Origin of the sequence: Rhizobium gallicum bv. gallicum R602sp, assembly GCF_000816845.1 — a bacterium.
GTDB classification, from domain to species: Bacteria; Pseudomonadota; Alphaproteobacteria; order Rhizobiales; family Rhizobiaceae; genus Rhizobium; species Rhizobium gallicum.
In genome coordinates this window covers 583,837-596,892 of sequence record NZ_CP006877.1, presented here as the reverse complement: position 1 = coordinate 596,892, position 13,056 = coordinate 583,837, and the positions used below count along the sequence as shown (strand labels likewise).

Here is a 13,056-nt window from a genome sequence, read left to right as displayed (position 1 = left end):
GTCGGCCTTGACCTGACCATCCAGCCCTTAGGCGGTGTATCCTCCGGTCAAGCCCGAGGATGACGGACATAAGCGAGCAGGCCGCCCCAAAGGTTCTCCGCGACTAAACTCTCTCGACCACCGTCGCCGTGCCCATGCCGGCGCCGATGCACAGCGTGACGAGCGCGGTATTGAGATCGCGGCGCTCTAGCTCGTCCAACACGGTGCCGAGGATCATCGCGCCCGTGGCGCCGAGCGGGTGGCCCATGGCGATGGCGCCGCCATTGACGTTCATCCGGTCGTGCGAAATGTCGAAAGCCTGCATGTAGCGCAGCACGACGGCGGCGAAGGCTTCGTTGAGTTCGAAGAGATCGATGTCTGAAAGCTGCATGCCGGTGCGCTTCAGCAGCTTTTCCGTGACGTCGACGGGGCCGGTCAGCATCAGCGCCGGGTCGGAGCCGATATTGGCAAAGGCCTTGATGCGGCCGCGGGGTTTGAGGCCCATCGTTTCGCCGCCGGCCTTGGAGCCGAGCAGCACGGCAGCGGCGCCATCGACGATACCCGAGGAATTGCCGGCGTGATGGACGTAGTTGATGCGCTCGACCTCCGGATGGGCCTGGATGCCGACAGCCTCGAAGCCGCCCATTTCGCCTGGCATCTGGAAGGACGGATTGAGGGAGGCCAACGCCTGCATATCGGTGCCGGGGCGCATGTGCTCGTCATGGGCAAGGATCGTCAGGCCGTTCTGGTCCTTCACCGGAATGACCGAATTCTTGAAGTAGCCCTTTTCCCACGCATTGGCAGCGCGCTTCTGGCTTTCGACGGCATAGGCGTCGACGTCGTCGCGGGAGAAGCCGTATTTGGTGGCGATGAGATCGGCCGAGACGCCCTGCGGCATGAAATAGGCGGGGAAATTGACCGACGGGTCCATGAACCAGGCGCCGCCGGACATGCCGAGGCCGACGCGTGACATGCTTTCGACGCCGCCGGAAATCACGATGTCATCGGCCCCTTGCGAAATCTTGCCGGCCGCAAGGTTTACGGCATCGAGGCCGGAGGCGCAGAAGCGGGAGATCTGGATGCCGGGGGCGTGCGTCGAATAGCCGGCCTCGAAGGCTGCGGCCTTGGGAATGACGGCGCCGGCGTCCATCACCGGGTCGACGCAGCCCATGATGATGTCGTCGACCGTCTTCGTGTCGAGCCCGTTGCGGTCGCGGATCGCCTCCAGCGTCTTGGCGGCGAGGCGGACGGAGGGCACCTCGTGCAGCGAGCCATCCTTCTTGCCGCGGCCGCGCGGCGTGCGGACGTGATCGTAAATGAAAACCTCGGTCATTGTCTCATCTCCCTATCGGCCGGGTGGCCGTTGAATTCCGTGTCTTCCCTTCCCCCAAGCAGGGAGAAGTACCGAACAAGCGAGGCGATAAGGGTCCCCGGCAAAGCCGGAGCCAGAAGAAAGCCACGCCTGAGGCGCGCTCCCTCATCCGGCCCTTCGGGCTACCATCTCCCCGGCGGGGAGAAGGGGCAACCCAAATCAAAACGCCTCGGCGGGCAAGGTCATCATCGTCTCGGCGCCTGTCTCGATGCGAGCCTTGCGCAGTGCGGTTTCCGGCATGATGCGCTCCATGAAGAAGCGGGCGGTCACAAGCTTGTTCCTGAGATAGCTTTCGCGCGGCGAATCGCCGCTCGCAAGGCCATCCTCTGCGGCTTTCGCCATCTTCGCCCACATATAGCCGAGAACGACGAGGCCGAAGAGATGCATGTAGTCCGTCGAGCCGGCACCGGCATTGTCGGGCTTTGCCATCGCATGCTGCATGAACCACATGGTCGCCGCCTGCACGTCGTTCAAGCCCTTCTTCAGGTTCTTGGTGAAGAAGGTCATCTTCTCGTCGTTGCGGTTCTCCTCGCAGAAATCGCCGATCTCCTTGAAGAGCGCCATGACGGCGCGGCCGCCGTTGAGACCCAGCTTGCGGCCGACGAGATCGAGCGCCTGGATGCCGTTGGCACCTTCGTAGATCATCGCGATACGGGCGTCGCGCACGTACTGGCTCATGCCATGCTCTTCGATATACCCGTGACCGCCGAAGATCTGCTGGGCCATGACGGCGTGATCAAAGCCCTTGTCGGTCATCACGCCCTTGAGGATCGGGGTGACGAGGCCGAGGATGTCATCTGCCGTCTGGCGCTCGGCATCGCTCGCGGCGCGGTGGGCGATGTCGGATTTCAGCGCTGTCCAGAGGAGGAACGCACGGCCGGCCTCGTTGAAGGCGCGGATGGTCATCAGCGTTCGGCGGATATCGGGATGGACGATGATCGGATCAGCCTTCTTTTCCGGCGCCTTCGGGCCGGAGAGCGAACGGCCCTGGATGCGCTCGCGGGCGTAGTTCACAGCGTTCTGATAGGCAATTTCCGAGATCGAGAGGCCCTGCAGGCCGACGCCGAGGCGAGCCTCGTTCATCATCACGAACATGGCGTTCAGGCCGCGGTTTTCCGCGCCGATCAGGAAGCCGGTCGCCTCGTCGTAATTCATGACGCAGGTAGCATTGCCGTGAATGCCCATCTTGTGCTCGATCGCGCCGCAGGAGACGGCATTGCGGTCGCCCGGCGTGCCGTCGGCATTGACGAGGAACTTCGGCACGATGAAGAGCGAGATGCCCTTGGTGCCTTCCGGCGCACCCTCGATGCGGGCGAGCACCAGATGGACGATATTGTCCGTCATGTCGTGCTCGCCGGCGGAGATGAAGATCTTCTGGCCGGAAATCTTGTAGCTGCCGTCACCCTGCGGCACAGCCTTGGTGCGAAGCAGGCCTAGATCGGTGCCGCAATGCGGTTCGGTGAGGTTCATGGTGCCCGACCATTCGCCGGCAACCATCTTTGGCAGATAGGCCTGCTTCTGCTCGTCCGACCCGTGGACGAGAATCGCCGCAATGGCGCCTTGCGTCAGCCCCGGATACATCATCAGCGACATGTTCGCCGCGGAGGTATATTCGCCAACGGCGGCATGCAGCGTGTAGGGAAGGCCCTGGCCGCCGAATTCCTCCGGTACGGCAAGACCGATCCAGCCCCCTTCGCAATAGGTCTTGTAGGCCCCCCTGAAGCCCTTCGGCGTCGTGACCGAACCGTCGTCCGCCCGCCTGCAGCCTTCCTGATCGCCGGAATAATTCAGCGGGAAGAGCACTTCCTCTGCCACCTTTGCCGCCTCGCCCAGAATGGCCGCGATCATGTCCGGCGTTGCATCGGCAAAACCCGGCAGATTATTGTAGCGCTCGATGCCCAGCACGTCGTTCAGCACGAAGAGCGTGTCATTAACCGGAGCCTTGTAGACTGGCATTGTTCGAATTCCTCCAATTCGGCAACCGGACGGGACCGGCATTTGAGAGTCTCTTACAAAATATTGACGTTTGCGTAAACGTCAAATCTTGCATGCGGGCAAATTTGTGGGAAAGAATCTTTGCGCCTGTCGGAGGACCTCCGCCTGAAACGTCCTTGGGCTGTCAACCATTGTCAGCACATAGACGAGGAGACTATCCAATGACCAAGGTCAGCACGAATATCTGGTTCGAAAAGGACGCAAAGGAAGCCGTCGAATTTTATGTCTCGATGGTGCCTAATTCTTCCATCCGGCGCACGACCGTGGTTCCCGCGGATACGCCGAGCGGGCCGGAGGGCAGCTGCAAGGTTATCGAGTTCAGACTTGGCGATCAGGAGTTCACGGCGCTGGAGGCCGGGCCGCTCGATCCGCTCAATCATTCCTTCTCGATCGTCGTCGCATGCGAGACGCAGGCCGAGATCGACCGGCTCTGGGATGGCTTCCTGCAGAACGGCGGCGTGGCGGAGGCATGCGGCTGGCTGAAGGACCGCTGGGGGCTTTCCTGGCAGGTGGTGCCGCGCGTGCTCGGCGAAATGATGGCCGACCCGGACCGGGCCAAGGCGCGACGCATGACCGAAGTCATGCTGCAGATGGTCAAACTCGATATCCCCAAGCTTGAAGCGGCATTTCGTGGCTAAGCGGGATGCCGGATGGTTCAGGCGGAGCCGAAGTTCCACCTGCTGCTCTATCGCGCAAATTTCTTCGCGCCCGCAACGCAGGCCACGACGGCCAGCGTAACCGCAAACATGCTTAGGCTCACCTTCTCATGAAGCAGCACAGCTGCAAGCGCCAGGCTGAAGAAGGGCTGCAGCAATTGCAGCTGGCCGACGGCAGCGATTCCGCCGAGCGCAAGGCCGCGATACCAGAATATGAAGCCGATCAGCATGCTGAAGAGAGAGACATAAGCAAGACCGATCCAAGACGTGCTTGCTGCATCCGGGAAGGACGGCGGCATGACGACGAGTGACAGCACGAGCATGACCGGCAGCGAGAGAACGAGCGCCCAGGAAATAACCTGCCAGCCGCCCAGCTTGCGCGACAGCCGACCCCCTTCCGCATATCCCAGCCCACAGACGATGACCGCCGCGAGCATCAAGAGATCGCCGACCGAGGATGCGGCATCCTCGCGCATCAGTGCAAAGCCCGCGACTATGGCGCTGCCGAGGCAGGAAAACAGCCAGAAGACCGGACGTGGGCGCTCGCCGCCGCGCAGCACGCCGAAGACGGCGGTCGCCAATGGCAGAAGGCCGATGAAAACTGTCGAGTGAGCCGAAGTGATGTGCTTCAACGCAAATGCGGTGAGCAGCGGAAAGCCGATAACCACGCCCAGCGACACCACAAGCAGCGAGAGAAGATCGGCGCGGCCAGGACGCTTTTCGCGAAAGGCGAGCAGCAAGCATAAGGCAAGCATGCCAGCGATCGCGGCGCGGGCGACGGTCAGGAACAGCGGATCGAAATTTGCGACCGCAACGCGCGTCGCCGGAAGCGATCCGCTGAAGATCAACACTCCCAGAAAACCGTTGATCCAGCCGCCTGTCCTGTCCATCGCCATGCTCCTGCGTTGTCATCGCTATCGACCGCAAGGGCTGGAACCACCAGAGACAGTGCTATACAATCAAAACAAACTGTTATGGATACGGATACAGTACAGATGGATCAACAGTCGATGAAGCGCGAGAGCGGCGGCAAGCGCATAGAAGCCGTCATGGCGGAAATCCGCAGCCGGATCGCAGCTCGCGGGCTCGTGCCGGGATCCCGCCTGCCCTCGGTGCGCGCCTTTGCCAGAACGATGCAGGTCTCGCCTTCGACTGTCGTGGAAGCCTATGAACGGCTGGCCGGCGAAGGCCTGATCCGTTCACGGCCGGGTTCCGGCTTCTACGTTTCGAGCCCGCTTGCGCCGCTTACGCTTTCCGAGATCGGGCCGAAGCTCGATCGGGCGATCGATCCATTGTGGGTCTACCGACAGTCGCTGGAAGACGCGCCCGAACTCCTGAAGCCCGGATGCGGCTGGCTGCCGGCAAGCTGGATGCCGGAGATAGCAATACGGAAGGCGCTTCGCGCGATCTCCCGCGGCGAAGGGCGCGTACTTGCAGATTATGGAACGCCGCTTGGGCTACCACAGCTTAGGCAACTGCTCTCGCGCCGCATGGGTGAGCGCGGCATTGCAGCAGCTCCCGACCACATCATTCTTACCGAGTCGGGCACGCAGGCGATCGACCTTCTGTGCCGCTTTCTGATCGAGCCAGGTGATGGCGTATTGGTGGACGATCCCTGCTATTTCAATTTCCATGCACTGTTGCGCGCTCACCGTGCGAACGCCATTGGCGTTCCGATGACGCCCAGCGGGCCGGATATCGAGGCATTCGAGCGGGCGATCGATGAGCACCGGCCGCGGCTCTACATCACCAACTCGTCAATCCATAACCCGACAGGCGCGACGTGTTCACCTGTTGTCGCACACCGCCTGCTGAAAGTTGCCGAGCGCGCCGGCCTGACAATCATCGAAGACGATATCTTCGCCGATCTCGAGGATGAGCCGGCTCCTCGTCTCGCCGCATTCGACGGACTGGAGCGTGTGGTCCATATCGGCAGCTTCTCCAAGACGCTTTCCGCCTCTGTCCGTTGCGGCTTCATAGCCGCGAGACCAGATTGGATCGAGCCGCTCACCGACCTCAAGATGGCGACAAGCATCGGCGGCGGGCGGCTCTCGTCCGAGCTGATCCTGCTGCTTTTGAAGGACGGCAGCTACCGCAAGCATCTGGACGCACTGCGCGTTCGCCTTTCAAGAGCGATGGACGAGACGGCAGCCCGCCTTGCGCCGCTCGGCATCACGCCATGGATAAGGCCGCAGGCGGGCATGTTTGTCTGGTGCAAGCTGCCGGACGGCGTAGACGCTGCCGATATCGCCCAGGCCTGCCTTGCCGACAACGTCGTCTTAGCGCCGGGCAATGCCTTCAGTCTGTCGCAGACAGCACGTGGTTTCATGCGCTTCAACGTCGCCCAGTCGGATGATCGAAGGATATTCCGGTCGCTGGAGAGAGCGCTGAAGAATGCGGCGCGCAGCCTGGCCTGCTGACTGGCAATCGCTGACTGAAAGCAGCGTTTGCTTCTGCGGGCGAACACGCTACATTTCGCTGGCTAACCGAAGAGAGCCCTGGGAGGAGCGATTTCATGAGACGGATGTGGCCTGAGGAGTTCAATTCCATCCTGGACGGCGCAGAGGAAGTGACTCTGACGCTGCCGGCGGTCGTCCACGAGGACGGATCGCGGAGCGAGGCGATCAGCAGGCAGGCTCTGAAAGTCCGCATTCCGATGGAGGATTACGAGCGGATATGGCCATTGGCGGAAGCCCGCTACCGGCTCGGCGGAAAATTTTCCGGCAAGGCGATCACCCTCATCACCACCAATCCGCATTACCATGCCTGGCACCCGGCTGACGGCGGCAGTATCGAGAATATCTCCGATAGCGGCAGGCGCTACAGCACGAATTACATCGTCGCGCATTTTCTGCTCGATGATGTGCGGGAGACGGCGGCGGCCTGAGCCCGCCTGCCCTTACGCTTCGTCCAGAGCGAGCGCCAGATCGGCGATCAGATCGTCCGGATGCTCGATGCCGATCGACAGCCGGATGGTCGATTCCAGAACGCCGATGCGCTGGCGCACATCTGCCGGAACGCCGGAATGGGTCATCGCAGCCGGATGGCTGGCGAGCGATTCCGTGCCGCCGAGGCTGACGGCAAGCTTGAAGATCTTCAGCGCGTTCAGGAACTTGAAGGAGGCCGGCTGGCCGCCCTTGATATCGAAAGAGAAGGTGGAGCCAGCGCCTGTGCACTGCGTGGCAAAGGTGCGGCCGACCGGCGATTCCGGATCATGGTAGGGCAGATAGTGGATCTTCTCGACCTTCGGATGATCCCGGAGGAAATCGGCAACGGCGCGCGCATTGCCGTTGGCCCGCTCCATACGGATCTGCAGCGTTTCCAGCGAGCGCCCGAGCATCCAGCAGGAATGCGGATCGAGCTGCGTGCCGATCGAGCCGCGAAGCGCCTTCACCTGTTTGATCACCGCTTTAGGGCCGAGGACGGCGCCGGCGATGAGGTCCGAATGGCCGCCGACATATTTGGTCAGCGAATAGAGCGAGATATCCGCGCCATGTTCGATCGGGCGCTGGAAGACCGGGCCGAGCAGCGTGTTGTCGCAGACGACGATCGGCGTGTGGTCCTGGGTTTTTCCGATCGCATCGGCGATGCGGCGGATCATCGCGACATCGACAAGGCTGTTCGTCGGATTGGCGGGTGTTTCGACGAGGATGACCGAGACCCGGCCTTTCGACATAGCTTCTTCTGCAGCCGCTTTTACCGAAGCCTCGCTGACGCCATCGGCGAAGCCGACGGCGGAAACGCCAAGATTGAGGAAGGTCTTCGCCAGCAGCGTCTCGGTGCCGCCATAGAGCGGCTGCGAATGAAGGATCGCATCGCCCGGCCGGACGAAGGCAAGCAGCGTGGTTGCGATCGCCGCCATGCCGGAGGAGAAAAGCGCGCCGCTTTCCGTCCGCTCATAGACGGCGAGCCTATCTTCGACGATCTCGCTGTTCGGGTGGTTGAAGCGCGAATAGACGAGGCCGGCACCCTTGCCTGCCGGCGGTTCGCGGCGGCCCGACACATAATCGAAGAAATCGCGGCCATCCTCGGCGGTGTTGAAGACGAAGGTCGAGGTCAGGAAGACCGGCGGCTTGACCGCGCCTTCGGAAAGTTCCGGATCGTACCCGTAGTTCAGCATCAGCGTTTCCGGATGCAACGCGTGATTGCCGATATGGGTTCTTGAAGGGTGCGGCGCGGTCATTGACGGTCTCCTCAGGCCGATGGATGGGAACTGAAACAGCAAAATATATCAAATGCAGCGGCACGTTCTTGCTATTTGGCGCAGTAGGATGTCATTGGAAGCAACTTCGTGCGGAGCAATCTGAAATATGGCGCAGAAAATTGCCGATGAGACGGACCGGCGGATCCTGAAGGAATTGACGGCCGATGCGCGGATCACCAACAACGAGCTCGCCGAGCGCGTCGGGCTTTCAGCTTCCGCATGCCTTCGCCGGCTGCGGCGGCTGGAGGAGACGGGCGTTATAAAGGGCTACACGGCGCTGGTCGATCCGACCGCGGAAGGCTGGACGATGACGGCAATCGCCGCCGTCCGGCTCAGCCGCCAGCACGAGGACGAGATCGAGATGTTCGAGACTGCCGTACGCAGCTGGGACGAAGTGCTCGAGTGCCATCTCGTCACCGGTTCGCGCGACTATGTCCTAAAGGTGATGAGCGCAGGGCTGGATCAATACGAGCGCTTCATCAAGGAGAAGATCGCGCGGTTGAAATGCGTCGATACGATCGAGACCAGCTTTGTGATGAACACCATCAAGGAGCGGCGCATCTAGCTCAAAATATGTGCCGATTTACCGAAACATTAAAAATACTTCACCGACATTAACGGCTTGTTTACCACGTTTCGTGAAAGGTGCGGGGTGAGCAGTGGTGATCCGCATTCCTTTTTCAAGTCTCGCGTTTACTTGGAGTGCCGCTACGCCGTTCAAGTTGAGAAAAGTCTAATAAACTGCTCTCCGGTGAACGGTCTCTCAAGCCAATGGCCTGGCCCTGACGAGGGTCCCGAGCAGACGAAGCGAGCAGGAAGATGAACGGATCGCGATCCAATATCCCCCGGCATTCCGACAGAGCATCGCTCGATGCGCTAAACCGCACGATCGAGGGGCTCGAGGCACGCATCGAAGGGCTGATGGGCAAGGGAAGCCGCGAGCCGAGGCAGCAGCCAGCCGCAGCGGAGCGCGAAAGCTACGGAAGACCTTACGAACCGGCTTACATGAGGCCGGAGGCCCGGCCTGATCCGCTCGCAGAAATCCGCGAGCGCCAGCGCACGCTCGATGCCGGTCGTGAACGCGCAGCCGCCGAACGTGCAGCTTACCGCGAACCCGCATCCGCCCCGCGCATGCCGGCACCGCAGGCCGCACCTGCTTTTGGCGCCTCGCCCGACACGATGACCGAGATCGCCCAGGCGCTCGTCAACCTGCGCCAGGACCTGAAACGCGACATTTCGGACGGTGTAGCGCGCGAGATGGATGCGCTGCGCACGGAATTGCGCGAGATCAAGACGAGCGCGCAGGACCGGCATTTCGCCGACGACATCCGCGAAGACATGGGCCGGCTCGCCCAGAGCATCAACCAGCTCTCCAGCCGTTCGGCTGGCCCGGAGACTGCGGGCCTGCAAAACGAATTCGAAGAACTGCGCTCACTGATGGACGGGCTTGCCCGCGAGGATTCCATCCGCCACATGGAACGCCGCTGGGACGGGTTCGAAAACCAGCTGCATGCGCTGGACACAGCAGGCCTGCAGGAAGAGCTGGTGTCGCTCGCCTATCGGCTCGACGATATCAAGCGCCATATCGGCGGCATGGGCGAAAGCCCGGCAGTGCGCGCGCTGGAAGACAAGCTGATTGCGATCGCGACCGCGATGGAGCAATTCGGCAGCATGATCCAGCCGCATGACCGCGCCATGGCCGAGCAGTTTGCCGCGATGGATATGCGCCTTGACGAGATCAGCCGTGCGATCGCGGCGAGCGGGCGCAGCGCGGCAAGCGGCGACCCGGCGCTGATGCATCGCCTCGAAGGCCGGCTGAATGCGCTGGCCGAGCAAATCGATATGGTGGGCCGCAGTGCGGAAAGCCATGCCCTGCCCGCCGAGGGCCTTGCCGATCGGCTGGAAATGCTGACGCGGCGCGTGGAGGAACTCGCCAATACCAAAGCGACGGCACACCTCGACGAGCGGCTCGAGCAGCTTTCCTTCATGCTCGAGCGTGCCCAGAAAACGGTTCCGCAGGCAGATCTCAACGGCACGCTTGCCGACATCTCCCGCAAGATCGACGCGCTGGAAAGCGGCGCAGTCAACGACGCGCTGGCGGAACGGCTGGACTATCTTGCCCGCCGCATCGACCAGATGGACGTGCAGCCTGCTTCTGGCGCGGCAACCGATGACGGCGCATTCCGCCGCATCGAGGGGCGCCTCAGCGACATCGCGGCACGCCTCGAGGAAAGCACGGCGGCGCCCCCGACGGATTCGAGAGCCCTGAAAAACCTCGAGGACCAGATTGCCGGTCTTTCAGCGCTGATGAACACGCCGCGCGCCGGCGGTGACGGCATTCCCGTCGAGCTCGACCGCCGCATGGGCGCGATCGAAGACTATATGGCGACCAGCGACGAATACATCATCGAGGCGGCGCGCCAGGCGGCCGAGGCCGTCGTCGAGGCCTATTCCCGCAACGGCGGTCTTCAGGTCGGCGGAGTCCCAGCCGCCGATATGTCGGCGCTAAATGCGCTCGCCGAAGATCTGCGGCATCTGGAGGAGCTTAGCCGCAGCAGCGACGAACGCACGCACAAGACGTTCCAGGCGCTGCACGAGACGCTGGTGCAGATCGCCGACCGGCTGGACGACATGGAAACCCGCAGCCGGCCGGCCGCACGAATGCCCGCCGCAAATGCCGATTTCGAGATCGATCCTTACGCGCTGGTCCCCGCCGGTGCCGAGGAAGGCGAGACGCAGGCCGTGTTCGGCCAGAAGGGTGCCTCGCCGCTCCTGCGCATGGCGGAAAGCGGAAGCGAGCCTGTCGTGCCGGCGCAGGTTTCGCCCACAGCCGATACGAGCGTGAGCGCGATCGAAGCCGCAACCAATCCCGCTGGAGCTGCCACGCCCGCAAAAGGCAGCCTGCTTGCAGCACTCGGCAAGCGGCTGATTCCGGGCAAGAAGACGGAGAAGGCGAAGGCTGTCGAGCGGACCGTCATCGATCCCGCACCGTCGATCGATCCGGTCGACCTCATGCCTGGCGAGGAAGCATCGAACGAGCCGCTGGAGCCGGGCTCGGGCGCACCGGATGTGAAGAAGATCCTGGAGCGGGTACGCGCCAGCCAGGCCACGGCACGCAACAATCCGAAACCGGCAACGGAAAACGAGCGCGCCGACTATATCGCCGCCGCCCGCCGCGCAGCCCAGGCTGCCGCCATGGAAGCCGATCCAAAGGCCCAGCCGGTCAAGGCGGAGAAGAAAACCAAGGCGCCAAAGCCTGCCGGCGGCGCCAGCGCCTTCAGCCGCTTCCGCCGTCCACTTCTCCTTGCTGCAGGCGCCGTGCTGCTCGCCATCATGGCCTTCCCCCTTGCCCGCACGCTGACCAGCGGCGAACAGGCGCCTCCGGCAGAAGTCTCGGTGCTTTCGGATGCCGCGCAGAACCCCGTTGCAGCCAACGGTTCGGCCATGCCGGAACAGAGCGTGGAAGCAACCGCAGCCGTCACTCCGACGGGTCCTGCAGAACCCGAGGCCCCAGCACCGCTCGCCTTAGGCACGGCGCAGACCGAGCCCGAAGCGATGCAGCCGCCACCACCCGGCCACCTGACCGACGCCGTACCGCTTGACGGCGAAGGCGCCTCGACGCTGACGCCAGGCGCGCCGGCGCAGGATGCTGCAGCCTTTTCGCCCAAGGATGTTCCGGCTTCCACGAATGCCTCGCCCGCGGCACCTTCCATATCCGTGCCGAACACCATTCAGCCGCAGGCGCTTGCAGACGCCGCCCGCAGCGGCGACCAGCTTGCGCTCTTCGAGATCGGCGCACGCTTTACCGAAGGCCGCAACGGCCTGGCGGCCGACCAGGCGCAAGCCGCAAACTGGTATCAGCTTGCCGCCGACAAGGGCTTTGCTCCGGCGCAATACCGTCTCGGCAGCATGTACGAGAAGGGGACCGGCGTCGCACGCGATATCGGCAAGGCCAAGATCTTCTACGAGCAGGCTGCCAATCAGGGCAATGCCAGCGCCATGCACAATCTGGCCGTGCTCTACGCCTCCGGCGCGCTCGGCGAGCAGGACTACACGACCGCGGCAAACTGGTTCACCAAGGCCGCCGATCTTGGCATCACCGACAGCCAATTCAACCTGGCGATCCTTTGCGCCCGCGGCAACGGCGTGGCGCAGGACCTCGGCGAAAGCTACAAGTGGTTCGCCATCGCTGCGAAGGGCGGCGACAAGGACGCCGGCGCCAAGCGCGACGAAGTGGCAAAGGCGATGAAGCCCGCCGACCTTGAAAAGGCACGGGCTGCAACGAGTGCCTGGAAGCCGCAGCCGCTCGACAACAAGGCCAACGGCATCGAAATCCCGGACGGCTGGGCGAGCACCGGCACGAAGACCTCGACCGTCGATATGAAGAAGGCGATCCGCAACATTCAGGCGATCCTCAACAACAACGGCTTCGACGCCGGCCCGCCGGACGGCGAGATGGGCGCGAAGACGACCGCCGCGATCAAGAGCTTCCAGAAGTCGGTCGGCCATGAGCCGAGCGGCAGGATCAACGACGACACGGTAAAGGCGCTCCTGGAGCGCAACGCCAAGAACACGACCAAGGCTTGAGGGAAGGACAACGAAAGCGTTCGAAACTGATTGGAATTGAACACTGGTGCTACTTCCGTCAGCTCACGGGCCGTTGATTGCAAGCGATCGCCAACAAGCGTGATGCGTCAGATTTTCGCCTGAACAAATCCGGCTGAGGCAACCGGACGCCAATCGTATTCTCTCGGAGGTAAGCGAAGAACCGCTCATCTTGTGGCATTTGCCTATACCGCAATTTTGAACGACCCTTCGCGTCCGCCGCAAAAGGGTCGTTTTGCTTGTAG

General features: G+C 62.6%; 9 protein-coding genes. 5 read left to right on the top strand and 4 right to left on the bottom strand.

From position 1 onward, the window contains the following. Positions 1–103: 103 nt before the first annotated feature. Positions 104–1,312, bottom strand: a complete 1,209-nt coding sequence (locus RGR602_RS02995; protein WP_039843877.1) for an acetyl-CoA C-acetyltransferase — start codon at positions 1,310–1,312, stop codon at positions 104–106. Positions 1,313–1,510: 198 nt separating this feature from the next. Next, positions 1,511–3,307 (bottom strand): acyl-CoA dehydrogenase C-terminal domain-containing protein, encoded by a 1,797-nt coding sequence (locus RGR602_RS02990; protein WP_039843876.1) that lies wholly within the window; start codon positions 3,305–3,307, stop codon positions 1,511–1,513. 200 nt (positions 3,308–3,507) lie between these two features. On the opposite strand from RGR602_RS02990, the gene RGR602_RS02985 reads away from it, so the two are divergent. Then, entirely contained in the window at positions 3,508–3,984 is a 477-nt protein-coding gene (locus RGR602_RS02985; RefSeq protein ID WP_039843875.1) for a VOC family protein, read from the top strand. 47 nt (positions 3,985–4,031) lie between these two features. Here the strand turns inward: RGR602_RS02985 and RGR602_RS02980 are convergent, their stop codons facing one another. Next, the gene (locus RGR602_RS02980; protein ID WP_039843874.1) at positions 4,032–4,892 is read right to left on the bottom strand and encodes a DMT family transporter; all 861 of its coding nucleotides are present in this window, start codon (positions 4,890–4,892) and stop codon (positions 4,032–4,034) included. A 105-nt stretch (positions 4,893–4,997) separates the two neighbouring features. Here RGR602_RS02980 and RGR602_RS02975 point away from each other — a divergent pair, with 105 nt between their 5' ends. Further along, the gene (locus RGR602_RS02975) at positions 4,998–6,422 is read left to right on the top strand and encodes an aminotransferase-like domain-containing protein (RefSeq protein ID WP_039846613.1); all 1,425 of its coding nucleotides are present in this window, start codon (positions 4,998–5,000) and stop codon (positions 6,420–6,422) included. 95 nt (positions 6,423–6,517) lie between these two features. Next, positions 6,518–6,889, top strand: coding sequence for a hypothetical protein (locus RGR602_RS02970; RefSeq protein ID WP_082046485.1), 372 nt, complete (start codon positions 6,518–6,520; stop codon positions 6,887–6,889). A 12-nt stretch (positions 6,890–6,901) separates the two neighbouring features. Here the strand turns inward: RGR602_RS02970 and RGR602_RS02965 are convergent, their stop codons facing one another. Next, a complete protein-coding gene (locus RGR602_RS02965) occupies positions 6,902–8,185 on the bottom strand; it encodes a cystathionine gamma-synthase family protein (protein WP_039843872.1) in 1,284 nt (427 codons plus the stop codon). Positions 8,186–8,312: 127 nt separating this feature from the next. Between RGR602_RS02965 and RGR602_RS02960 the strand changes: the two genes are divergently transcribed. Next, entirely contained in the window at positions 8,313–8,771 is a 459-nt protein-coding gene (locus RGR602_RS02960; RefSeq protein WP_039843871.1) for an Lrp/AsnC family transcriptional regulator, read from the top strand. 254 nt (positions 8,772–9,025) lie between these two features. Continuing rightward, on the top strand, positions 9,026–12,793 hold the full coding sequence (locus RGR602_RS02955; RefSeq protein ID WP_039843870.1) for a peptidoglycan-binding protein: 3,768 nt from the start codon (positions 9,026–9,028) through the stop codon (positions 12,791–12,793). The last annotated feature ends 263 nt before the right edge of the window (positions 12,794–13,056 follow it).